General features: G+C 42.4%; 20 protein-coding genes and 1 pseudogene. 20 read left to right on the top strand and 1 reads right to left on the bottom strand.

Features of this window, described 5'->3' with window-relative positions:
* Positions 1-4: 4 nt before the first annotated feature.
* The 10 genes from ACDD58_RS04530 to ACDD58_RS04485 all read left to right on the top strand — a co-directional run bounded on the left by ACDD58_RS04530 (position 5) and on the right by ACDD58_RS04485 (position 13589).
* Positions 5-1795: an aminopeptidase P family protein gene (locus ACDD58_RS04530; protein ID WP_370776063.1), complete on the top strand. Its 1791-nt coding sequence runs from the start codon at positions 5-7 to the stop codon at positions 1793-1795.
* Between the two features lie 22 nt (positions 1796-1817).
* Positions 1818-4481, top strand: a complete 2664-nt coding sequence (gene polA / locus ACDD58_RS04525) for a DNA polymerase I (protein ID WP_199654230.1) — start codon at positions 1818-1820, stop codon at positions 4479-4481.
* A 30-nt stretch (positions 4482-4511) separates the two neighbouring features.
* Entirely contained in the window at positions 4512-5117 is a 606-nt protein-coding gene (coaE, locus tag ACDD58_RS04520) for a dephospho-CoA kinase (RefSeq protein ID WP_118209632.1), read from the top strand.
* Positions 5118-5129: 12 nt separating this feature from the next.
* A complete protein-coding gene (gene pilM, locus ACDD58_RS04515; RefSeq protein ID WP_370776059.1) occupies positions 5130-7577 on the top strand; it encodes a pilus assembly protein PilM in 2448 nt (815 codons plus the stop codon).
* Between the two features lie 4 nt (positions 7578-7581).
* Entirely contained in the window at positions 7582-8379 is a 798-nt protein-coding gene (locus ACDD58_RS04510; RefSeq protein ID WP_117919756.1) for an MBL fold metallo-hydrolase, read from the top strand.
* A gap of 142 nt (positions 8380-8521) precedes the next feature.
* Positions 8522-8806, top strand: coding sequence for an ACT domain-containing protein (locus ACDD58_RS04505; RefSeq protein WP_117919754.1), 285 nt, complete (start codon positions 8522-8524; stop codon positions 8804-8806).
* A gap of 14 nt (positions 8807-8820) precedes the next feature.
* Positions 8821-10185 carry a PFL family protein gene (locus ACDD58_RS04500; protein WP_117919752.1) on the top strand — a complete coding sequence of 455 codons (1365 nt, stop codon included), beginning with the start codon at positions 8821-8823 and terminating at the stop codon, positions 10183-10185.
* A gap of 195 nt (positions 10186-10380) precedes the next feature.
* Positions 10381-11574 (top strand): glycosyltransferase, encoded by a 1194-nt coding sequence (locus ACDD58_RS04495; protein ID WP_370776055.1) that lies wholly within the window; start codon positions 10381-10383, stop codon positions 11572-11574.
* Between the two features lie 112 nt (positions 11575-11686).
* Positions 11687-12400 carry an IMP cyclohydrolase gene (locus tag ACDD58_RS04490; protein ID WP_117919750.1) on the top strand — a complete coding sequence of 238 codons (714 nt, stop codon included), beginning with the start codon at positions 11687-11689 and terminating at the stop codon, positions 12398-12400.
* 10 nt (positions 12401-12410) lie between these two features.
* A complete protein-coding gene (locus ACDD58_RS04485) occupies positions 12411-13589 on the top strand; it encodes a phosphoribosylaminoimidazolecarboxamide formyltransferase (RefSeq protein WP_117919748.1) in 1179 nt (392 codons plus the stop codon).
* Here ACDD58_RS04485 and ACDD58_RS04480 read toward each other — a convergent pair whose 3' ends face one another.
* Complete coding sequence (locus ACDD58_RS04480; RefSeq protein ID WP_370776050.1) at positions 13590-14951, bottom strand: nucleotidyltransferase family protein; 1362 nt, start codon at positions 14949-14951, stop codon at positions 13590-13592. It lies immediately after the preceding gene.
* A 299-nt stretch (positions 14952-15250) separates the two neighbouring features.
* Here ACDD58_RS04480 and ACDD58_RS04475 point away from each other — a divergent pair, with 299 nt between their 5' ends.
* From ACDD58_RS04475 to smc, 10 genes and pseudogenes are all read left to right on the top strand, one after another.
* The gene (locus ACDD58_RS04475; RefSeq protein ID WP_117919744.1) at positions 15251-16441 is read left to right on the top strand and encodes an acetate kinase; all 1191 of its coding nucleotides are present in this window, start codon (positions 15251-15253) and stop codon (positions 16439-16441) included.
* Positions 16442-16638: 197 nt separating this feature from the next.
* The gene (locus tag ACDD58_RS04470) at positions 16639-17163 is read left to right on the top strand and encodes a DUF177 domain-containing protein (protein WP_182002514.1); all 525 of its coding nucleotides are present in this window, start codon (positions 16639-16641) and stop codon (positions 17161-17163) included.
* Between the two features lie 4 nt (positions 17164-17167).
* On the top strand, positions 17168-17347 hold the full coding sequence (gene rpmF, locus ACDD58_RS04465; RefSeq protein ID WP_006858546.1) for a 50S ribosomal protein L32: 180 nt from the start codon (positions 17168-17170) through the stop codon (positions 17345-17347).
* Between the two features lie 100 nt (positions 17348-17447).
* Complete coding sequence (locus ACDD58_RS04460) at positions 17448-17870, top strand: ribonuclease Z (protein ID WP_370776047.1); 423 nt, start codon at positions 17448-17450, stop codon at positions 17868-17870.
* 316 nt (positions 17871-18186) lie between these two features.
* Positions 18187-18877, top strand: a pseudogene (locus ACDD58_RS04455) (DNA/RNA non-specific endonuclease); the annotation flags it as partial.
* A gap of 468 nt (positions 18878-19345) precedes the next feature.
* Positions 19346-20068 (top strand): YesL family protein, encoded by a 723-nt coding sequence (locus ACDD58_RS04450; RefSeq protein ID WP_370776045.1) that lies wholly within the window; start codon positions 19346-19348, stop codon positions 20066-20068.
* 100 nt (positions 20069-20168) lie between these two features.
* Entirely contained in the window at positions 20169-21209 is a 1041-nt protein-coding gene (plsX, locus tag ACDD58_RS04445) for a phosphate acyltransferase PlsX (RefSeq protein WP_370776043.1), read from the top strand.
* A 4-nt stretch (positions 21210-21213) separates the two neighbouring features.
* Positions 21214-21444 (top strand): acyl carrier protein, encoded by a 231-nt coding sequence (gene acpP, locus ACDD58_RS04440; RefSeq protein ID WP_006858544.1) that lies wholly within the window; start codon positions 21214-21216, stop codon positions 21442-21444.
* Between the two features lie 145 nt (positions 21445-21589).
* Positions 21590-22276, top strand: a complete 687-nt coding sequence (gene rnc / locus ACDD58_RS04435; protein ID WP_370776040.1) for a ribonuclease III — start codon at positions 21590-21592, stop codon at positions 22274-22276.
* Between the two features lie 15 nt (positions 22277-22291).
* On the top strand, positions 22292-25852 hold the full coding sequence (gene smc / locus ACDD58_RS04430; protein WP_370776038.1) for a chromosome segregation protein SMC: 3561 nt from the start codon (positions 22292-22294) through the stop codon (positions 25850-25852).
* Positions 25853-25858 lie beyond the last annotated feature (6 nt).

Raw genomic sequence — 25858 nt, 5'->3', positions numbered from 1 at the left:
AGAAATGATACAGGAAAGATTAAAGGCACTGCGTGCAGAGATGGAGAAAAGAGGGATCACTGTATATGTTGTGCCGACTGCTGATTTCCATGAATCAGAATATGTAGGAGACCATTTTAAGGCAAGAAAGTTTATTACCGGATTTACCGGTTCTGCAGGAACTGCCGTTATCACAGCAGAGGAGGCAGGGCTCTGGACGGATGGACGTTACTTTGTACAGGCGGAAAACCAGCTTAAGGGCAGCACAGTTACACTCTACCGCATGGGCGAAGAGGGCGTGCCGACCGTAGATGAATTTGTAAAAGATAAATTAAACGAAGGTGGATGTCTCGGATTTGACGGACGTGTTGTAAACGGTACCTGGGGAGGTAAACTTGAAAAAATTGCTTCTGCAAAAAATGCCTCCATGCATGTGACAGAAGATCTGATCGACCTGATCTGGGAAGACCGCCCTGCATTGTCAAAACAGCCTTTATTTATTTTAGAAGAAAAATATTCCGGAAAAAGCACCGCGGATAAAATTGCAGATCTAAGGAAAACTATGAAGGAGAATGGTGCAAATGTCCATATTTTAACTTCTCTTTATGATATCGCATGGCTTTTAAATATCCGTGGCAATGATATTGATTATGTGCCGGTCGTATTGTCATATCTGGTGCTGACAGAAACAGAATGTATCTGGTTTTTGCAGGAGGATGTAGTGGATGATAAGATCCGTGCTTATCTGGATGAAAACCATATCATTACAAAACCATATAATGCGGTCTACGATTATGTACCGGAAATCCCGGCAGACGCAGTCGTGCTGATGAACCGCGGCATGGTTAATTACCGTATCGTAAACAGTCTTGATAAAGCAATCAAAGTTGTGGATAAACCGAACCCGACCGAGCTTATGAAAGCAGTAAAAAATAAGACGGAGGTGGATAACACCAGAGCTGCACATGTAAAAGACGGTGTTGCATTTACGAAGTTCATGTACTGGCTCAAGACAAATATCGGCAAGATCCCTATGACAGAGATCTCGGCTTCTGACTATCTTGAAGCGCGAAGAAGAGAGCAGGAGAATTTTATTGAGTTGAGTTTTGATACGATCTGTGCTTATGGTGCAAATGCTGCGATGATGCATTATGCTGCAACACCGGAATCAGATACGGAATTAAAACCGGAAGGATTCTTACTGGTGGATTCCGGTGGACATTACTTTGAGGGAACCACGGATATCACAAGAACCATGGCACTTGGACCGATCACAGATGAGATGCGTCTGCATTTCACAACCGTATGCAGATCGAATATGAATCTTGCACATGCGAAGTTCTTATATGGATGTACCGGATTAAACCTTGATATTTTGTCCCGTGGTCCTCTCTGGGAGATGGGCATTGATTATAAATGCGGTACCGGACATGGCGTTGGGTATGTGTTAAACGTACATGAGGGACCGAATGGTTTCCGCTGGAGAGTTGTGCCGGAGCGTCATGACAATGGTGTTTTAGAAGAAGGAATGATCACGACAGATGAGCCGGGCGTATATTTAGAGGGCAGATACGGCATCCGTACGGAAAATGAACTTGTATGCCGTAAGGCTGAGAAAAATGAGTATGGTCAGTTCATGGAATTTGAAAATATTACCTATGCGCCGATCGATCTTGATGCGATCGATCCGGATCTTTTAAGCGCACGTGAGAAAAAGATGTTAAATGATTATCATAAGATGGTATATGATACCATTTCCCCGTATATGACACCGGAGGAAAATGAGTGGCTGAAACGCTACACAAGAGCAATCTAAAAGACAGAGAATGGAGAGAACAATGGGCGGAAAGCTGGTATTGATTGACGGACACAGTATTTTGAACAGGGCATTTTTCGGAATCCCGGATCTGACGAATTCGGAGGGACTTCATACGAACGCAGTCTATGGATTTTTGAATATTATGTTCAAGATTTTAGAGGAGGAGCAGCCGGATTATCTGACGGTTGCATTTGATGTGTCAGAGCCGACTTTCCGCCATAAAATGTTCGCCGAATACAAAGGCACGAGAAAGCCGATGGCACAGGAACTGAGAGAACAGGTTCCGCTCATAAAAGAAATGTTAAAGGCGATGGGAGTCACCACGATCGAAAAAGGCGGTTACGAGGCAGATGACCTGCTTGGAACCATTGCAAAACAGAGCGAACAGAAAGGTCTTACCGTTTCCGTGGTTTCCGGCGACCGTGATCTTTTACAGCTTGCAACGGATCATATAAAGATCCGTATCCCAAAAACAAAGCGCACCGGTACAGAGATTGAAGATTATAATGCCACAGAGGTAAAAGAAAAGTATCAGGTAACACCGATCGAATTTATAGATGTCAAGGCACTGATGGGTGATACAGCGGACAATATTCCGGGTGTGCCTGGAATCGGTGAAAAGACGGCAACTGCGATCATTGCGCAATACGGAAGCATTGAAAATGCCTATGCGCATGTGGATGAATTAAAGCCGCCGCGTGCAAGCAAAAATTTAAAAGAATACTATGATCTTGCACAGATGAGCAAGACTCTTGCAACGATCGAAATTCACGCAGACATTGACTATGATCTTGCCGGTGCTAAGATAAACGGCATTTCCACTCTGTATACCGAGGAGGCATATCTTCTCTGCAAACGGCTGGAGTTTAAGAATCTTTTGAACCGGTTTGAGGTGGAAACACCGAAGAATCAGGCGGCAGAACATTTTAAACTTGTCGAAGATGAAAAAGAAGCAGAAAAAGTATTTGCAAAACTGCGCGGCAGAAATTGTGGATTTTATATTGTATCAGGCAGCGATGAACGCTGTCTTGGAGCTGCAGTTTCAATTGGGGAGAAAGAAACCTTTTTTATAAAAGCTGGAGAGAATCTTTCTGCAAAGCAGATCCTTTCCATGTTTACTGCAAGCGAGGCTGCATCCTATGCGACACTTGATTTAAAACCACAGCTTGCAGCACTTGGTTTACTGGAACGTCAGGAAAATGGTAATATTGCTTTATCAGATCTTTTTGACGGAGTGATCGCAGCCTATCTTCTGAATCCGTTAAAAAATGAATATCCATATGAAGATATTGCAAAAGACTATCTGGGACAGATGGTGCCGTCTAAGGCGGATCTTCTTGGAAAACAGACCATAGAGCAGGCAATGAAAAATGCGCCGGAAGCATTCCTAAGTTATGTATGCTACATGGCATATGTGGCGCAGGCATCAAAGAAGACACTCGAAGATGATCTGAAAGAAGAGGGCATGGATCAGCTATTTTCCGAGATTGAGATGCCACTTGTATTTACTCTTGCAGATATGGAAAATGAGGGAATCATTGCATGCAGGGATGCGCTGATGGAGTATGGAGATAAACTTGCAGTGCGTATCACAGAACTGGAAAAACAGATTTATGAGGAGGCTGGGGAAGAATTTAATATCAATTCCCCAAAACAGCTTGGAGTAATTTTATTCGAGAAACTTTCCATGCCATATGGGAAGAAAACAAAGACCGGATACTCAACGGCAGCAGATGTGTTAGAACGGCTTGCACCGGAATACCCGATCGTTTCCGATATTTTAGAATACCGTCAGCTTACCAAGTTAAAGTCCACCTATGCGGACGGACTGGTAAACTATATCGCAGAAGATGGCAGAATCCATACCAGTTTTAATCAGACGATCACAGCTACCGGACGTTTGAGCAGTACGGAGCCGAATCTTCAGAATATTCCTATGCGGATCGAACTGGGAAGACTGATCCGTAAGGCGTTTGTGCCAAAAGAAGGATTTGAGTTTATGGATGCCGATTATTCGCAGATCGAACTTCGCGTTTTAGCGCACATGTCAGGGGACGAAAAGCTGATCGAGGCATACCGGGAAGCACAGGATATTCACAGAATTACCGCATCCCAGGTATTTCACATTCCGTTCGACGAAGTGACGGATTTGCAGCGCCGCAATGCCAAGGCAGTAAATTTTGGAATCGTATACGGAATCAGTTCATTTGGACTGAGTCAGGATTTAAGCATCAGTAAGAAAGAGGCAGCAGAGTATATAGAGCGTTACTTTGAAACTTATCCGAAGATCAAGACATTTTTAGATGGACTTGTGACGGAGGCAAAAGAAAAAGGTTATGTGACGACTATGTTTGGAAGAAGGCGTCCGGTACCGGAACTTTCGAGCAGCAATTTTATGCAGCGTTCGTTTGGTGAACGTGTTGCCATGAACTCTCCGATTCAGGGAACGGCGGCAGACATTATCAAGATCGCAATGATACGTGTGCATGACAGACTGTTAAAAGAAAATTTAAGATCGCGTCTGATCTTAACAGTGCATGATGAACTGTTGGTGGAGACAGCGGTTGAGGAGGAAGATGCAGTCAAAAAGATTCTTGAAGAAGAAATGCATGGAGCAGCAGACCTTGCGGTAACGCTTGAGATTGATGCACATGTGGGAAAAAACTGGTATGAAGCAAAATAAAATATTTCAGTTTCGGGGAGCACAGAACAGATGAAATTTATAGGAATTACCGGCGGTGTCGGTGCGGGAAAATCAGAAATACTTCATTATCTTGAAACAAAAGACGGCGTAAAAGTCATGCTGGCGGATGAAATCGCACACGAACTGATGCTTCCGGGAACAGATTGTTATCAGAAATTAAAAGACAGATTCCGGAATGAAGATATCTGGTCAGAGGATGGTTCGTTTGACCGGAAAAAGTTAGCAGCAGTTATTTTTTCCGATGAGGGAAAAAGAGAAACTTTAAATGGAATCGTGCATCCTGCAGTCAAGAGATACATCAGAACTGTTGCAGAAGCAGAGCGGGAAAAGGGAGAACTTAAGATTCTTGTTTTAGAGGCGGCACTTTTGATTGAAGAACATTATGATGAAATTTGTGACGAACTTTGGTATATTTATACCAGAGAGGATATAAGAAAAGAACGCCTTATGAGATCGCGCGGATATTCCATGCAGAAAGTACAGCAGATTTTTGACAGTCAGTTAGAGGAATCTGTTTACCGGAAGTATTGTAAAGTGGTGATCGATAATAACGGAACGGTGGAAGAAGCAAGAAAGCAGATTGATTTGGCAATCACAAATATGGAGAACGAGTAGGAGATACTGCAGATGAGTGACGGAAAAGACATGGAACAGTCATTGGTGTTCGGACTTGACATTGGTACAAGAAATGTAGTTGGAACTGTAGGTTACCGTACAGAGGATCAGTTTATCGTAACTGCACAGTATATCATGCAGCATGATACAAGAGCGATGTTAGATGGACAGATCCATGATATCGGACGTGTATCAGGGACGATAAGAAAAGTAAAAGAACAGTTGGAAAAACAGATCGGAAAAACCCTGACAGAAGTATGTATTGCTGCCGCAGGACGTGTGCTTAAGACGGTTACAACAAGTATCAGTTACGATTATCCGGAGGAAAGCGTAGTCACCGGAGAAGATATACATACACTTGATCTGCTTGGAATTGAAAAGGCACAGAAAATTTTACAGGAGATGAATGATACCAATTACAAATTTTACTGTGTGGGATATTCAGTGGTCAGATATTTTTTGAATGATGAGCCATTTTCAAACATTGAATCACATAAAGCAGACCGTATCGGCGAAGATATTATCGTAACATTTCTGCCGGAGGATGTAGTGGACGGACTTTATGCGGCGGTAAATCAGGCAGGACTTGAAGTAGCAAATCTGACATTGGAGCCTATTGCTGCTATTAATGTTGCAATCCCTGAAAGCTATCGTCTGCTTAATATCGCACTGGTCGATATTGGAGCGGGAACATCCGATATTTCCATTACGAAAGACGGAAGCATTATTGCATACGGTATGATTCCTCTTGCAGGAGATGAACTGACAGAACTGATCGTGCAGAATTATCTGGTTGATTTTAAAACTGCCGAATATATCAAATTGCAGAGCACAACAGAGGATGAGATCACCTATAAAGATATCATGCTGATCGAGCATACGATTCCGGCAAAAGAGGTATGGGAGCTGACTAAACCCGTAGTGGATGAGATGACAACCGCAGTAGCTGCCAAGATCAAAGAATTGAATGGTGATCAGACGGTCAGTGCAGCGTTTATCGTTGGTGGCGGTGGTAAGATCCATGGTTACACAAAAATGCTTGCAGAGAAATTAGATCTTCCGGACGTGCGTGTGGCACTGCGTGGCGAAGAGGTACTGCAGGAAGTTGTTTTTGAACAGCAGGATATCAAGAAAGATCCGCTGCTTGTAACACCGATCGGAATCTGCCTTAATTATTATGAGCAGAGAAATGGATTTATCATGGTGCGTTTCAATGGTGAGCGGCTTAAATTATATGATAATGAGGGATTAACGATCGTGGATGCCGCATTGCAGGCAGGTTTCCCGAACGAGGATCTTTTCCCGAAGAGGGGATCGGAACTTAACTTTTTTGTAAACGGTGCAAAACGTATCATCCGCGGAGAACAGGGCGAGTCGGCAGCAGTTTATATGAATGACCGGCCGACAAACCTGAATGCCGCCTTAGAGCCTAACTGTGAGATCATAATTGAGCCGTCCACAGTGGGAAAGCCGGCATCCTGCACGTTAGATCAGTTAGAGGAATATACTTCTGATTACGTGGCATTTGTAGTCAATGGAAATGTGATAAGATGTCCGAAGTTCTTAGAGGTCAACGGTAATTTAGAGCTGCCTTCCTATCAGATCAAAGAGGGAGACCAGGTGGAGACCAGAAGTTTCTACACAGTAGGACAGCTTGCAGAATTTATGGATGTGGAAGTGAATGTTGAGCATGTGATCTTAGTAAATAATCGTCGTGCAACACTCGATTCCCTGATCTATGAAAACTTCACGATCGAGTGGACCGTGCGTTCTTATGGTAAACCATCATTCCAGCCGTTAGAGCAGGAAGAAGTAAAGACACCGACTGTCGGGGAATACAAAGAAGAAGAGATACCGGATATTGTAGAGCCAAAGACAGAGACAGAGGCACAGGATAGCGCAGATGCAGCAGTTTCGCATGATGACAGCAGTGCAAAGGAGAGTACAGCGCGGACAGATGATGCTGCCGCACCAGATGAAGATCAGGTAAATGCAGACAGCACAGAGGGAACAGACAATGTTACTGCATCAGAAGAAAATACGGCAGGATCAGACAGCATGGCTGCGTCAGATGAAGCCACAGTGAATGTCGGGAATGCAGCTGCGGCAACAGATGAGAACACAGTGAATGCAGAAGCGTCCCAGTCAGATTCAGTGCCAGACGCTGCAGCAGAAGATACAGCTGAAAATGTAACAGAACAGACAGAAGTACAGAGTGTACAGAACACGGATGAAAAACCGGAAGATGGCAACGCGGTATTAGTATATATCAATGGTCAGCCGGTAAAACTTACCGGAAAACCACAGTATATATTTGTAGATATTTTTGATTTTTACGAATTTGATCTCACAGCTTCAAACGGCAGGGCAATCATTACCAATCTAAATGGTGAGAATGCATCGTATTCTGCAGTATTAAAGGCCGGAGATACGATCGAACTTAGATGGAAAGAGAATTAAAGCAATGGAATTATGCAGTATAGCAAGCGGTAGCAGCGGAAACTGTATCTGTGTCGGATCTGATGACTGTCATGTACTTATCGATGCGGGAATCAGTGGAAAACGGATTGAAAACGGACTCAATTCAATTGATCTGAAAACGGAAGAAATGAAAGGCGTTCTCGTAACACATGAACATATCGATCATATATCTGGACTGGGCGTCATTGCCAGGCGTTACGGGCTTCCGATCTATGCCACGGAAGGTACGATAGATGCAATTTTGAATACAAAGTCTGTCGGAAAAATAGATGAATCTTTATTTCATGCAATAACGCCGGAACAGCCCTTTGAAATCGGAGATCTCTTGATCGAACCGATCTCAATCTCACATGATGCGGCAGATCCGGTCGCCTACAAAATAAAAAATGAGGAAAAAACAGCTGCGGTAGTAACTGATCTTGGCACTTATGATGAAAATATCATTCATAAAATAAAAAATCTGGATGTACTTTTATTAGAGGCAAATCATGATGTACATATGCTGCAGGTCGGCAGTTATCCTTATCAGTTAAAACAGAGGATTCTTGGGGAAAAGGGACATCTTTCTAATGAACTCTCTGGTCAGCTTTTAGGAGAAGTACTTCATGATCATTTCAATACGGTTATTTTAGGCCATCTCAGCAAGGAAAATAATTATGCAGAGCTTGCATATGAGACAGTCCGGCTGGAGGTAACAATGGGAGAGAACCCTTATAAAGGTGATGATTTTCCGATGTATGTGGCAAAACGGGATGAGCCGTCAGAGCGTATCGTTTTTTAAAAAATAATATTTCTAATGACATTTAGTAGAAAAATTTATAAATTCCAACACATTTAACAGTGGAAATTATAAATCACATATGATATGATTATCCATAATATTTGCACTGATTTAGTAAAGCAGAAAAGTGAGGAGAGCAGAGATGGAGAACACAGCAGACAAGACAATTATTACAGTAGTGGGTAAGGATACCGTTGGTATCATTGCAAAAGTATGTACTTATCTTTCCGAAAATGGTGTGAATGTACTTGATATTTCACAGACGATCGTTTCCGGATATTTCAATATGATGATGATCGTTGACATGAACAGATCCACCAGATCATTTGTGGATTGTCAGAAAGATCTTGACGGGATTGGTGAACAGATCGGTGTATCCATCAAGTGCCAGAAAGCTGAGATTTTTGAAAAAATGCATCGTATTTAGAGAGGAAAGCAGCAATGATTAATATATTTGAAGTAAACGAGACCAACAACATGGTGGAACACGAAAATCTTGATGTCCGCACCATTACGATCGGTATCAGCCTGCTTTCATGCATTGATTCTGATCTGAAAAAATTAAATGAAAATATTTATAACCGTATCACATCCGTTGCAAAAGATCTTGCAAAAGTTGCAGGGGAGATCGAGGCAGAATATGGTATACCGATTGTCAATAAGCGTATTTCTGTTACTCCGATCGCACTGATCGGTGGAGCAGCCTGCAAGACACCGGAAGATTTTGCGACGATCGCAGATACCATGGATCGTGCAGCGGAAGCAATCGGTGCTGATCTGATCGGCGGATATTCTGCACTGGTGTCAAAAGGCATGACAAAAGCGGATGAGATGCTGATACGTTCCATCCCGATGGCACTCTGCCGGACGAATCGTGTCTGCAGTTCCGTAAACCTTGCTTCCACAAAGACTGGTATCAATATGGATGCAGTGCGTCTGATGGGAGAGATTTTACTGGAAGTTGCTGAGCGTTCAAAAGACCGTGATTCTGTGGACTGCATGAAACTGGTCGTATTCTGCAATGCACCGGATGACAATCCATTTATGGCAGGAGCTTTTCATGGTGTGACAGAGGCGGACGCAGTGATCAATGTCGGAGTCAGCGGACCGGGTGTTGTAAAGACAGCACTTGAAAAGGTACGTGGCGAGAATTTTGAAGTACTCTGTGAAACGATCAAAAAGACAGCGTTTAAGGTAACAAGAGTCGGACAGTTGGTTGCGCAGGAGGCATCCAGACGTCTCTCGATTCCGTTTGGTATCATTGACCTTTCCCTTGCACCAACTCCGGCAATCGGTGATTCCGTTGCAGATATTCTCTGTGAGATCGGTCTGGAATATGCCGGTGCACCTGGTACAACCGCGGCACTCGCCATGTTAAATGATCAGGTTAAAAAGGGTGGTGTCATGGCATCGTCTTATGTCGGCGGCTTAAGTGGTGCTTTTATCCCTGTCAGTGAGGATCAGGGAATGATCGATTCCGTACAGGCAGGTGCGATCACTCTGGAAAAATTAGAGGCAATGACCTGTGTCTGCTCAGTAGGACTTGATATGATTGCCATTCCAGGTGATACAAAGGCAACTACGATCTCCGGTATGATCGCAGATGAGATGGCTCTTGGTATGGTAAACCAGAAAACAACAGCGGCACGTCTGATCCCGGTAATCGGCAAAGGTGTTGGCGATACGGTAGAGTTCGGTGGTCTGTTTGGTTATGCGCCGATCATGCCGGTTAATAAATATTCCTGTGATGACTTTATCAACCGTACCGGAAGAATCCCGGCACCGATCCACAGCTTTAAAAACTGATCTTAAAAAAATGAATGGGATCGTTCACAGGCGTGAGAAAAGTAAATAAGATTAAATTGCGATCAGGATTGTAATATAGAGCCTGCTCTGCGTCAGGGATTAGCATACGATGCAAAAATACCTGTCCGGGGCAGGATTTTTTGATTCATGGGAAATTGTATCCTGTGAATGAAAAAGAGGTGGAAGTATAAAAGTATGAAAATAATTTTTATAAAAAACGCGGTAGAAACGTTAGGATATTTCTCGGAACAGTTAGCAGCAGCATTTCAGGAGCTGGGTTATGATACTTATTTTGTGGATTACGATGATTTGGTAAATACAGTGGATGGTATCAGCCGGTTTGTAAAAGCCGGGGAAACATGGCTTTGTACGTTCAACTTTATAGGACTTTCCGGGGAAGAGATTTTTATTGAGGAAAACGGACGTTATATCTGGGAAAATCATGGGATAGCATGCATCAATATTCTGGTGGATCATCCGTTATATTATCATTCGAAACTGGCAGGACCTCCGGTGTCTGATATGCGGATCTTTTGTATTGACAGGGATCATGTGATATATATGAAGCGGTTTTATCCGGCATTGCAGGTGGATTTTCTGCCATTGGCGGGAAACTGCATTAAAAAGCAGAACGGAAAAAAATGGGAACTTAAAAATATACCGTATCAGAATCGGAAATATGATATTGTTTTTACCGGAAACTATACGCCGGTGGAACACCTTTACCGGGAAATCGACAGACAGGGCGTAGAGTACCGGACGTTTTATTATGAGATCATGGAAGATATGAAAGTGCATCCTGCGGTATCGGTCGATCAGATGTTAGAGACACATATCAGAAGGGATTTAGGAGAAGTGCCGGAAGAGGAGCTTCGTGCAGCGTTTGCGGGAATGGTTTTTATTGATATATGTATGCGGAGTTATTTTCGGGGGGAGATCATAAAATGCCTTGCAGAGCATAAAATCCCAGTGCATGTATTTGGAGCAAACTGGGAGAAACTTGACTGCGAAAATCAGGATTACATTATAAAAAATGGCAGGGAGGTGGATTCTGTGACCTGCGCAGAGGCGATAGCGGATGCTAAGATTTCGTTGAACATCATGCCCTGGTTTAAAGACGGAGCACATGACCGGGTATTTACAGCGATGTTACAGCATACACTTTCACTGACTGATGACAGCAGGTATCTAAAGGAAAATTTTACAGATAAAAAAGATCTGGTTTATTATTCGCTGGAAAAAAGAGAAGAACTGCCGGAGCTTGTAAATGAGCTTTTGCAAAAACCGGACGCGTGTATGGAAATTGCAGAAAGAGGATACGGGAAAGCTGTCCGGGAACATACATGGAGACAGCGGGCGAATGAAATAATATTTCATATAATATATTAATATAACTTATAAAATTAAGTAAATAAATTCATGACGCTAATAATTGTAAAAACAGGATCAAAATGATAAGATAAATAAAAAGAGCAAAACAGCGCAAGAATTGGAGGATATCATGGAGAAAATGTCATTAAAGAATGAACTTTCAGGCAATTCCTATCCTGGAAGAGGAATCATTATCGGAAAATCTGCAGACGGAAAACACGCTATTACAGCTTATTTTATTATGGGCAGAAGCGAGAACAGCCGTAACCGTGTGTTTGTTGAGGATGGCGAGGGTATCCGTACACAGGCGTTTGATCCTTCTAAACTGACAGATCCGAGCCTGATCATCTATGCGCCTGTCCGTGTGCTTGGCAATAAAACGATCGTGACAAACGGAGATCAGACAGATACGATCTATGAACTGATGGATAAGCAGCAGACTTTTGAACAGGCACTGCGCACAAGAGAATTTGAGCCGGATGCACCAAATTATACACCTAGAATTTCCGGTATCATGCATATTGAAAACGGTAAATTCAACTATGCGATGTCTATTTTAAAGAGCAACAACGGGGATCCATCCTCCTGCAACCGCTATACATTTGCATATGAGAATCCCACAGCAGGTGAAGCACATTTTATCCATACTTATATGGGGGACGGTAATCCGCTTCCAAGTTTTGAGGGAGAGCCGACACCGGTTGCGATCGAGGGTGATATTGATACATTTACATCATTTGTATGGGAAAATCTCAATGAGGATAACAAGGTTTCTTTATTTGTCCGCTATATTGATATTGAGACCGGAAAATATGAGAGCAGAATCATAAATAAAAATAAGTAAAGGAGAACCCATGAAAGAATTAGAATTAAAATATGGCTGTAACCCAAATCAGAAACCATCCAGAATCTATATGGAAAATGGTGAGCTGCCAATCCAGGTATTAAACGGAAAACCAGGTTATATCAACTTTTTAGATGCATTTAACGGCTGGCAGTTAGTCAGTGAGTTAAAAAAGGCAACCGGACTTCCGGCAGCTACATCTTTTAAACATGTATCACCGGCTGGTGCAGCAGTGGGACTTCCACTCAGTGACGTGGAACGTAAGATCTACTGGGTAGATGATATGGATATGGAGTTTACTCCGCTGGCAAATGCATATGCAAGAGCAAGAGGTGCAGACCGTATGTCTTCTTTTGGTGATTTTATTTCTTTATCGGATGTCTGTGATAAGGCGACCGCAATGATCATCAAAAGAGAAGTTTCTGATGGTGTGATCGCACCAGGCTATACAGATGAGGCATTAGAGATCTTAAAGGCAAAGAAAAAAGGCAATTATAATGTAATTCAGATCGATCCGGATTATGTGCCGGCAAAGGTCGAGCACAAAGAAGTATTTGGTATTACCTTTGAACAGGGAAGAAATGAATTAGTGATCGATGAGCACTTTTTTGACAATGTGGTAACTGAAAATAAAGAAATCCCGGATGCTGCAAAAAGAGATCTTGCAATCGCTATGATCACTTTGAAATACACACAGTCCAACTCCGTATGTTATGTCAAAGACGGACAGGCAATCGGTATCGGTGCGGGACAGCAGTCACGTATCCACTGTACCAGACTTGCAGGACAGAAAGCTGACAACTGGTGGCTGCGTCAGTCTCCAAAAGTATTGGGACTTCAGTTCCTCGATAAGATCGGACGTGCCGACAGAGACAATGCGATCGATCTTTATATCGGCGAGGATTATATGGATGTTTTAGCTGACGGTGCATGGGAAAATATCTTTAAAGTAAAACCGGAGGTATTTACCGCAGAAGAAAAACGCGCCTGGTTAGATAAAAATACGAATGTTTCACTTGGTTCAGACGCATTCTTCCCATTTGGAGATAACATCGAGCGTGCACATAGAAGCGGTGTGGCATATGTGGCACAGCCGGGTGGATCTATCCGTGATGACAATGTTATCGAGACATGTAACAAATACAATATGGCAATGGCATTTACCGGAATCCGTCTGTTCCATCATTGATCAGATGCGGATAATCTGCTTACTGCATTCAGGGCAGGAAAAACAATCTTTTGTTTTTCCTGCTTTTTGCTGTTCATAGAGTTCTGCAGCAAAAATATCCTCCTCTAACATGTATTTTGCGGTGCCGTCAAAAGTGTGCAGGGATTTGGAAAGTTTTGATATGACAGGCACAGTCACGTTTTTTTTCAAAACAGAGAGCAGATCAGCAGAATCTTTGCGAAAACCGAGTATGCGCAGGTAAGGGATATAATCAGCTTCTTTATATCGTTTTACATCTGCGTCAGTTATCCGCAGGAGAAGATGCATAAGAATCCGGCTCATCCGTGTATAGGTAATATCACGGCTCTTGTTTTTTTCACTAAATTGTGTAAAAGAGGAAAACTGATATTTATTTTTTAGTATGCGGTTTGCAATTTCCGGTGTCATGTCAGAAATATCAAGCAGATCTTCTTTATTACATGACAAGATACGGTAACCGAGAATCGATGAAAAATCATCTGCGTTAAGAAAACTGCCGGATAGAATCTCATTTTGAAACAACGTAAAAGCAGGTTCTGGCATGGAAATGGCAATTTCACAAAGGGAAACCGGTGACTTATCTGCTGTCATAAAATCAGAAATTGCAGTCCGGATCGCAGAAGCCGATGCTGTTGGCTGGGAGTGCTGCTCATCTTCGGAAAAGTATAATTTTCCGGAAGGAGCATGTATGGCAGTGTCATGATATCCGCTACCGGCACGTGGGATCAGGATCGGAGTCATGACAGAATTGCGGCGTTTCAGAGCCTTTAGATATTCGATCGCAAGGATATTATTTGGAGTACTTAATGTGGAAATAAGTGACTCTATGGAATAATTTACAATAGAAGAAATCTCTTCTGTACAAGAATAAAAAATTTGGAGGTTATTCTTAAAATAATCTGTCAGTGCAGCAACCCGTGCAGATGGAAATGTCATACCTTTTTTTAAATAGTAAGCAAGTGCAGATTTATAAGTATCCGGTTCCTCTGCGAGAATATCTGCAATGATCTTAAGCAAAGGAAGGTTGTCAGACTCTGCTCCAAAACAGATTCCATCAATACAGTTTATTTTATCGAAAAGGGTAACGCCTGCCATGGCAAAATCTTCTGCAGAGGAGACTGACCAGACGGTCGGAAGCTCTATGACAAGATCCACGCCGCATGAGAGAGCCATTTTGGCCCTGCAGTATTTATCGACAATGGCAGGGGCACCACGCTGGACAAAGTCACCGCTCATGGCGACGATGACAAAGTCGGCATTTGTTTTTTGTTTGAGTCTGGCGATCTGGTAGGCATGTCCGTTGTGGAAAGGGTTATATTCTGCAATGATTCCGATAACTTTCATAAGGTTCTCCATTCAAAAAAATTAAAGAACATTTTTGTGAATAATATTCTGATTAAAGACTACCATATACAGTTTTTTTTCGCAAATGTGAAAGAATGGTATTTGTTAAAAAAATAACGTTAAAATTCTGTCAACCTGTTTTTCATTTTGTACAAAAAATCTCACTTTAAATACCTTGTGCGAACAGAGTTAGAGGCGTATACTAAAATTATATGCGGTTCGTATCAGTCGGACTGCCCATTTATCATTTAAGAAAAGAAAGCTGCCGTTAAAAAGCAGGCAGGGCATGGGAGGAAAATATGAACGTTTTAGTAGTAAACTGCGGAAGTTCTTCACTGAAATATCAGCTTATCGATTCTGACAGTGAAGCAGTATTAGCAAAAGGACTTTGCGAGAGAATCGGTATTGACGGTAGACTGGTATACCAGAAGACCGGATCAGACAAAGAGATCACAGAAGCAGCAATGCCGACACACAAACAGGCAATCCAGATGGTACTTGATGCACTGGTAAATGAGAAAACTGGTGCGATCAAGAGCCTTGCTGAAATCGATGCAGTAGGTCACCGTGTGGTACATGGTGGAGAGAAGTTTGCTTCTTCTACCGTCTTAACACCAGAAGTATTAAAAGCAATCGAAGAGTGTAATGACCTTGCACCGCTTCACAACCCGGCAAACCTGATCGGTATCGATGCATGTAAAGAGCTGATGCCAGACGTGCCGATGGTAGGTGTATTTGATACAGCATTCCATCAGACAATGCCAAAGAAAGCATTCCTTTATGGTCTTCCATACGAATACTATGAAAAGTACAAAGTAAGAAGATATGGCTTCCATGGAACCAGCCACAGTTTTGTATCAAAACGTACTGCTGAATTCCTTGGAATGGATCTGAAAAATTCTAAGATCATTGTGGCTCATCTTGGAAATGGTGCTTCTATCAGTGCCGTATTAAATGGTGAGTGTGTAGATACATCCATGGGTCTTACACCTTTAGAGGGACTTGTTATGGGAACACGTTCCGGCGATATTGATCCGGCAATCATGGAGTTCATTGCAAAGAAAGAGAACTTAGATATCGAAGGTGTCATGAATGTTTTGAATAAAAAGTCAGGTGTACAGGGATTATCAAAATTATCAAGTGATTTCCGTGATCTTGAGGCTGCAGCCAATGAAGGAAATGAGCTTGCAATCGGTGCTATCGACGTATTTTGCTACCGTGTTGCAAAATATATCGGTGCATATGTGGCAGCAATGAATGGTGTGGATGCGATTGCATTTACTGCAGGTATCGGAGAAAATACAACGATCGTCAGAGCAAAGGTACTTGAGTATCTTGGATATCTTGGAATTACAGTAGATGCACAGGCAAACGAAGTACACGGAGAGGAAAAAGTGATCTCCACAGCAGATTCCAAAGTAAAAGTCTGTGTGATCCCGACCAACGAGGAGCTTGCAATCGCAAGAGAGACGGTTGCACTTGTAAAATAGGCAGAGACAACGCATTTTTATGGGCTGAAATCGTTGCTGACTGCACATGTGTAAATAGCAGCAGATTCGCGAAGATAAAAAAACAGGGTTGTCAAGAAAAAATACTTGACAAACCTGTTTTCACTATGTATAATCATTTAGGTGTGAAAAGCCTAGATAAAAGGTTTGATTCACAAAAAAAGATATAGGAGAATGCCGTGATTATAGATATTTCAGACATTTTATCTTGTGAGAACAAGGAAGAAACGAAACAGGTTCAGATCGAACTTGCGTCTTTTGTATCAAAGTTAGGGGAATTTCCTATTATCAGTGCAGCACCGATAGAACTGCATATCGCAAACCGGGAGAACAAGCGGCTGCTTATCCAGGGTGATGTTGATCTGCGTGTATCGATTCCGTGCAGCCGTTGTCTGGAGGAAGTTCCGACAGATATCCACTTTTCGATTGACAAGGATATCAAATTAGAAGATTCTGTTGTTCATGATGAAGATGTGGAAGATAATGACTACCTGATTGGATTTAATCTGGATATAGATAGACTTATCTATGGAGAGATTTTGGTGAACTGGCCGATGAAAGTTCTGTGCAGGGATGATTGCAAAGGAATTTGCAAAGTGTGCGGAATGAACCTGAACAAAGGGGAATGCAACTGCCAGAGAACAGAACTGGATCCAAGAATGGCAGCAATCCAAGATGTCTTTAACAAATTTAAGGAGGTGTGAGAATATGTCAATTTGTCCAAAGAATAAATCTTCCAAAGGAAGAAGAGATAAAAGAAGAGCAAACTGGAAAATGACTGCTCCGGCATTAGTAAAATGCAGCAAATGTGGAGAGTTAATGATGCCTCATAGAGTATGTAAAAACTGTGGCTCTTACAACAAAAAAGAAATCATCCCTCAGGACTAATCCTTACGGGATACAGGAAGATCAAGGGTGGAACGGTAAGTTTCCTCTTGGTCTTTTTGTTTTTATGGGTGATCGGGATCAAAATAAGGAAGTGAAAAAATTGAATGTATGTGTAGCTGTAGATGATAACATGGGAATGATGTTTAACAGGCGCAGGCAGAGTCAGGATAAGCTGCTGAGAAAACACCTGATAGAATTAGTACAGGGGGAAAGACTCTGGATCAATCATTATACTGCCAGACAATTTGAAAATCCTTTGCCGGATAATATTATAGTGGATGATGAATTTTTGAAGAAGGCAGAAGACTCTGATTTTTGTTTTGTGGAAAATCTTCCATTGACAGAATATCAGAATAAGATAAAAAGAATTTTTCTTTTCAGATGGAACAGAAGTTATCCTGCAGATATATATCTGGATATTTCAATGTTACAGAATGAGTGGAAAATGATATCTGTTTCTGAATTTGAGGGGAGTTCACATAAAAAAATTACGTTAGAGGAGTGGAAACATGAAGATATTTAATTGGATTTTTGCAGTTTTTTGCATGTTATGTCTGCCGGTATATGGATTTCATCCAGGGGCTGTTTTGATGTTCCTGCTTGGTATTGCATCATTGCCGGTAAAACCTGTCAGAAAAATATGGAAAAAACTTCCGAAAAGCAAAGTTTTAAGACCCGTACTGCTGGGTGTTTTGTTTTTCGTATTTTGCAGTATGATCCCTACGGGGAGCAACCCGGCCGGTCAGACTGCGGAATTGTCAACAGAATCCGTGGTGGCGATAGAAGAGTCTGTAAATAAACAGGCTAAGATCCAGGAAACGGAAAAACAGGAACCCGGAATTCCGGAAATTGTAACGGAAGAAACTGAAAGTGAAACAGAAACCGAAAGTGAAACAGAGACTGAGACAGAACAGACCATAGCGGTGCAGACTCAGCCATCAACAGAGGTAACGATCTTAGCATCTGATATTCCGGCTTATTCCGGAAAACCATATGTTGAGATCAATGACAATGTACCGTACTTCCGGGAAACGGATCTATCAGTATCATCTTATGAATATTACAGTGACTTAGACGATCTTGGCCGTTGTGGTGTCGTGTATGCATGTATTGGAACCGATCTGATGCCAACGGAAGAACGCGGAAATATCGGGGCAGTAAAACCTACCGGATGGCATACTGTAAAATATGATGTTGTAGATGGAAAATATCTGTATAACCGTTGTCATCTGATCGGATACCAGCTTTCGGGTGAAAATGCGAATACAAAGAATCTGATCACGGGTACACGTTACTTAAATGTGGATGGTATGCTGCCGTTTGAAAATATGGTGGCGGATTATGTGAAAGAGACCGGAAACCATGTGATGTACCGTGTGACACCTGTTTTTGAGGGTGATAATCTGCTTGCCAGTGGAGTGCAGATCGAAGCGGAATCTGTGGAGGATAAAGGGGAAGGAATCCTTTTTAATGTATATTGTTATAATGTACAGCCGGATGTGGAAATCGATTATGCGACCGGTGACAGCAGTCTTTTGGCAGATGCAGCCGTGCAGAGTGACAGTACGGATTCATCCGGGCAGAAAGCGGCTGTTACATCGGATGAATCTGTTGAGACAGAAAAGAGCACTGTTTCGGCAGGTGATGGTATTGCAGATTTCGGAAATACAGGTTCGGAAAATGAAAGTATGTCGTCAGGATCAGATGCAAGTGGAAGTGTAACGAATGACACTGGATCAGGTTCAGGTGGCTCAGATACATTAATGGTCTGGAAATCTGCAACAGGATCAAAGTATCACAGCATTAATAATTGCGGAAATATGAATCCTGATAAGGCAACACAGATCACAGAGGCGCAGGCAATCAGTCAGGGACTGGGCAAATGCAGCAAGTGCTGGTAAAGAACCGGGTAAACAAATAATTCACAAATTAGCGGTTGCATAATCGTTGCCAACAGAATAAAATGGTAGAATAATGTTTTAACAAAGGAGTAGGGCAATGGGAGATATTTTTAATCTGGACAATAAGTTTTTTCAGGCACTTGGAAAGGGTGTCGACTGTGTATGTTTAAGTCTGTTGTGGATGATATGCTGCATACCGCTTGCATTTGGAATTTATGTGGCATATGTGACAAAAGCGATCATTTTAGCACTGCCGTGTATCGTACTGGCAGTTCCGGCTGGAATTGCAACAACAGCACTTTATTATGCAGTAAACAAGGTGATCCGGCACAGCAGAGGATACCTTTGGAGTTCTTTCTGGCATTCTTTTAGATCAAATATGAAGCAGGGAGCATTGGTAACGCTTATTGTGGCAGCAGCAGTTGTTCTCGTAGGTCTCGATGGCTACATTATGTATCAGTTTGCAAAAGCAGGTGAAAAATCAGGTGTGCTTTATGTAGTTTTCTTTGTGCTGATGCTTGTGGTCATTGCATGGGCAGTGTATGTATTTCCATATATGGCGCGCTTTGAAAATACAACGAAAATGATCCTTAAAAATTCTGCACTGATGGCGATCGGTAATCTGCCAAAAACATTTATGGCATTGATGTTTTTCCTTGCATGCTGCATCGGAACATACCTTTTGCCGGTTGTTGCCATTATTTCACCGGCTTTAGCGACACTGTTACTTAATTACATATTAGAAGGTGTGTTTGAGCGTTATATGTCTGATGAAGACCGTGAAGCAGAAAATGAAAGAAATCAGGAATTTTATAACTAATGACAAGCGATTTTTATATTGATTTATAGAAAGAGTTATAGTATATTTCAATATAGACGTGAAGGGAGAGTCCTAAACGTATTAGAATGGAGAAGTAATTATGCAGCAGAATCAATCACTTGAGATTACGAAAGTTGTCTTAGATGCAATGGGTGGAGATTATGCTCCTGCCGAACCTGTAAAGGGTGCTGTGGATGCGGTCAATGCGAGAAGGGATATTAAGATTCTTCTGGTTGGACAGGAGGATGTGGTCCGCAAGGAACTTGAAAAATACACTTATCCGACAGAGCAGATCGAGGTTATACATGCTGAGGAAGTTATCGAGACGGCAGAACCGCCGGTAAATGCGATCCGCAAGAAAAAACAGTCATCGATCGTTGTCGGCATGAATATGGTAAAACAAAAAGAAGCGGATGCATTTGTATCGGCAGGAAGTTCGGGTGCCATATTAGTCGGCGGACAGGTTATTGTAGGCAGGATCAAAGGAATCGAGAGACCACCGTTAGCACCGCTTATTCCGACAGAAAAGGGTGTGTCACTTCTGATCGACTGCGGGGCGAATGTAGATGCAAGGGCATCACATCTTGTTCAGTTTGCAAAGATGGGTTCCATTTATATGGAGAATGTACTTGGAATCAAAAATCCGAGAGTAGCGATCGTAAATATCGGTGCGGAGGAAGAAAAAGGAAATGCACTGGTAAAAGAGACATTTCCGCTTTTGAAAGAATGTACGGATATTAATTTTGTGGGCGGTATTGAGGCTCGTGAGATCCCGCATGGAGAGGCAGATGTGATCGTTTGTGAGGCATTTGTTGGAAATGTAATTTTAAAGCTGTATGAAGGACTGGCAGGAACGCTTGTCGGAGCAATAAAAAAAGGCATGATGAGTACCGTAAGAAGTAAAATCGGTGCGGCACTTGCACTTCCGGCATTAAAGTCAACATTAAAAGCGTTTGATGCAACTCAGTATGGCGGCGCTCCTTTATTAGGACTGAATGGACTTGTGGTAAAGACTCATGGAAGTGCGAAAGCAGTTGAGATTACCAATTCCATTTTTCAATGTGTGACGTTCAAAGAGCAGGACATCAACGGAAAAATCAGAAAAAATATTATAAGTTCAACGGAACAGGAAGGAATGTAAAGTTATGGAATTTGAAAAACTGAAAAAAATCATTGCAGAGGTATTAAATGTAGATGAGGAGGAGATCACAATGGATACCACTTTTGTGGATGATCTTGGAGCTGACTCCCTTGATATTTTTCAGATCATTATGGGAATTGAAGAAGAATTCGATATCGAGATCGCAAATGAGGATGCTGAGCATATCGTGACAGTTGCAGATGCAGTTGAGCAGATCAAAAATGCTTTAAACTAAATAAAAGGATAACGTATGCCCTTGTTGAAGACAAAATCTTGTCAGGCAAGGGCTTTTCCGTTATTATAATAAAAAACAGAGTCTTTTTTATATTTTGCTGGACGGACAGTAAGGTAGAAAAAAGCCCCTGACTAGGGAGGATGAAATGTCAAAGTTACAGGAATTACAGAATCAGATAGGATATACATTTGAGAAAGAAGGTTTATTGCGTCAGGCACTGACACACAGTTCATATGCCAATGAAAAGCATATGAAAAAACATTCTGACAATGAGCGGCTGGAGTTTTTAGGTGATGCAGTTTTAGAGATCGTATCGAGTGATTTTCTGTACCGCAATTATCCGGATCTGCCGGAGGGGGATCTGACAAAACTTCGCGCAAGTATCGTTTGTGAGCCGACACTTGCACTTTGCACCAGAGAGATGGATCTTGGTGATTATCTGCTGCTTGGCAAAGGTGAGAACCAGACAGGTGGAAGAAAGCGTAAGTCAATTTTATCAGATGCATTAGAGTCTGTGATCGGAGCCATTTATTTAGACGGTGGTTTTGAGCCGGCGAAAAAGTTTATACATAAATTTATCCTGACAGATATTGAACACAAAAAGCTGTTTTATGACAGCAAGACTATTTTACAGGAGGTTGTGCAGGGCAATTATAAGGAGAGTCTGCATTACGAACTGATTTCAGAAGAAGGACCGGATCATGATAAAAAGTTTTCGGTCGAAGCACGCATCGGAGATAAAGTGATCGGGGAGGGATGCGGTCACACGAAAAAAGCGGCAGAGCAGGAAGCTGCCTACCAGGCACTTTTGCTTTTGAAACCAAAACTGTAAAGAATGAGGTTTAGTATGTATCTGAAAAGTATTGAAGTGCAGGGATTTAAATCATTTGCGAATAAGATCGTTTTTGATTTTCATAACGGGATCACAGGAATTGTGGGACCAAACGGCAGTGGTAAGAGCAATGTCGGAGATGCGGTGCGCTGGGTTCTTGGTGAACAGAGTGCAAAGCAGCTTCGTGGTGCCAGCATGCAGGATATTATTTTTGCGGGAACGGAAAACCGTAAGCCGCTCAGTTATGCCTATGTTGCGATCACACTTGACAATGCGGATCATAAACTTCCTGTAGATTATGAGGAAGTTACGGTCGCAAGGCGTGTGTACCGCTCCGGGGAGAGTGAGTACCTGCTCAACGGCAATGCCTGCCGTCTGAAAGATGTGACCGAGCTGTTTTATGATACCGGTATCGGAAAAGAAGGATATTCCATTATCGGACAGGGACAGATCGAGAAAATCCTAAACGGTAAACCGGAAGAACGGCGAGAGCTGTTTGACGAGGCTGCCGGAATTGTAAAATATAAAAAGCGCAAGGCAACTGCGCAGAAAAAGTTAGAGAATGAGCGTGAAAATCTGGTTCGTGTCAATGATATCTTAAGTGAACTGGAGCGTCAGGTTGGTCCGCTTCAAAAACAGGCAGAAAAAGCGCATGTTTATTTAAAGAAAAAAGAAGAATTAAAAACATATGATGTCAATATGTTTCTGATGGAGATGACACGTATTGACGCACAGCTTCGTGAGGTAGAAGAAAAGTGCGGCATTGCCAATGCACAGCTGAATGAGTCAAAAGATTCTTATGAGCAGGTCAAAACGGAATATGAGCGCATGGAATCAGAGATTGAACAGTTAGAGCAGGCAATCACCGCAGTGCGTGATAACCTGAGTGGTTCTACTGTTTTAAAAGGAAAATTAGAAGGTCAGATCAATGTCTTAAAAGAGCAGATCCATACAGCGGAGATGACGGACGAGCATTTAAAAAACAGGCTGGATTCCATCGAAAAAGACAGACAGGAGCGCATCGGACAGAAAGAAGTTTATGGCAGGGAACGGGAAGAACTCTTAGAGGCATTAGCCGGGATCTCTGAGAGAAAGCAGGCTGCCGAAAAAGAATTAGAAGATCTGCGAAATGGAATGAAAGAATGCAGTGATGGGATTGAACGTGGAAAGAGCGAGATCATCGAACTTCTTAATAACAAGGCATCCATCAAGGCGAGACAGCAGCGTTTTGATACGATGGCAGAGCAGATCAATATCCGTAAAGCGAAACTTACACAGAGACTTCTTGCCAGAAAGACAGAGGAAGAAGATTTAGATAATGTGCTGTCTGCGTATCAGCAGGAATTAGATGATGTCAATGAAACGATCCGCGGGTTGAAAGAAGTGACGGCTGCAATGGAAGAAAAGAACCGCGAGTGGCGCAGAAAGTATTCCGGGACCAGTCAGAAACTAGAGCAGGATGTTACCAGATACCATAAAGAACAGTCCAGATTAGAAACCTTAAAAAATATCGCAGAACGTTACGATGGGTATGGAAACAGTATCCGTCGTGTAATGGAGCAGAAAGACAGACACAGAGGAATTTTAGGTGTAGTATCAGATCTGATCCAGGTTGAGAAAAAATATGAAGTTGCGATCGAGACTGCATTAGGCGGAAGTATCCAGAATATTGTCACAGAGGATGAAGATACAGCAAAGCAGATGATCGCTTATCTGAAGCAGAACCGTTATGGAAGGGCAACATTTCTTCCTCTTACGAGCGTGAACGGCAGCGGTGGTTTTAAAAATCAGGAAGCATTGCGTGAACGTGGTGTCATAGGACTTGCAAGTACGCTGGTAAAAAATGATGCAAGATATGATGGTGTGACGAATTATCTGCTTGGCAGGGTAGTTGTTGCGGAGACGATTGATGATGCCATTGCATTAGCAAGAAAATACCGCTACTCTTTTCGCATCGTAACGCTTGAGGGTGAGTGCTTAAATCCGGGTGGTTCCATGACCGGTGGTGCATTTAAAAATACCAGTAATCTTCTTGCAAGAAGACGTGAAGTGGAAGAACTTGAAACACTTGTAGCTACACTGCAAAGCCAGATCAAAGAGTCGAGAGACCGTCTGGAAGATATCAAAACAGCACAATCGCTGTTAGAAGAAGACATGGAAAGCAGTAAGGAAAAACTGCAGGAACAGTATATTTTACAGAATACGGCAAAAATGAACTTAGATCGTGCCACAGAGCAGAAAAACGAGAGGGAATCTGTTTTTGCAGGTCTTAATGCAGAGAGAACTGAGATCGAGGAGCAGCTTGCAGAACTTGAACAAAATAAAGTACAGATCGTGGCTGAGATCGAGAATGCAGCAGTCCGTGAAAAAGAGATCGAACAGGAAAATGAAGAGTTTGGAAAGCGTTTAGAGGAATATCAGACGAAGGAGAAAGAAGCGGCAGAGCTAGTTTCAAAGATCGCTTTAGAGGAAGCTGGTATCCGGCAGAAGGCAGAATTTGCGCAGTCTAATATTTCACGTATCTTAAGTGAGATCACAAGATTTTCACAGGAAAGAGAGCAGTTAGTCACACAGGCAGGAGAGGCGAAAGAAGAGGCAAAGCAGAAAACGCTTGAGATCGAGGAGCTGAAAAAGACGATTCTTGCTTCGGATGATACACATGCCGGTTTAGAACAGCAGCTTAACGATTATACGCAGAAGAAAGAAGAGATGTCGGCTGCACAGAAAGGATTTTTCCGGAAAAGGGAGGAAATGTCAGATCAGATCGCTGATCTCGACAAAGAAGTGTTCCGATTGAACAGCCAGCATGAAAAGCTCGATGAAGCGAGAGAATATCAGACGAATTATATGTGGCAGGAATATGAGCTGACACTTCATGCTGCGATGGATCTTAGGGATGATTCTTATGCTGATCCTGCAGCATTAAAGAAAATGATCACACAGATTAAAGACGATATCCGGAGACTCGGTGATGTCAATGTCAATGCGATCGAGGATTATAAAGAGATATCGGAACGTTATGAGTTTTTAAAAACGCAGCATGATGATCTGATCGAGGCGGAGAAAACGCTGCTCGGTATCATTGAGGAACTCGATACAGGAATGCGTAAACAGTTCATGGAAAAATTTGCAGAGATCCAGAAACAGTTTGATACGGTATTTAAAGAACTGTTCGGTGGTGGAAAAGGTACACTTGAACTGGTGGAAGATGAGGATATCCTAGAGTGCGGTATCCGTATCATTGCACAGCCGCCCGGAAAGAAACTGCAGAATATGATGCAGATGTCCGGTGGAGAAAAGTCACTGACAGCGATCGCTCTGTTATTTGCGATCCAGAATTTAAAGCCATCGCCGTTTTGTCTGTTAGATGAGATTGAGGCGGCACTTGATGACTCAAACGTAACAAGGTTTGCAAAGTATCTGCATAAGCTGACAAAGAACACACAGTTTATTGTGATCACGCACAGACGTGGTACAATGGCTGCAGCAGACCGTCTTTACGGTATCACGATGCAGGAAAAAGGTGTTTCAACACTGGTTTCCGTTAATCTGATTGAAAACGATTTAGATAAATAATATTTG

It is taken from the genome of Roseburia sp., from assembly GCF_041325975.1.
GTDB lineage: Bacteria > Bacillota > Clostridia > Lachnospirales > Lachnospiraceae > Roseburia > Roseburia rectibacter.
This window is presented reverse-complemented; position numbering and strand designations above follow the sequence as displayed.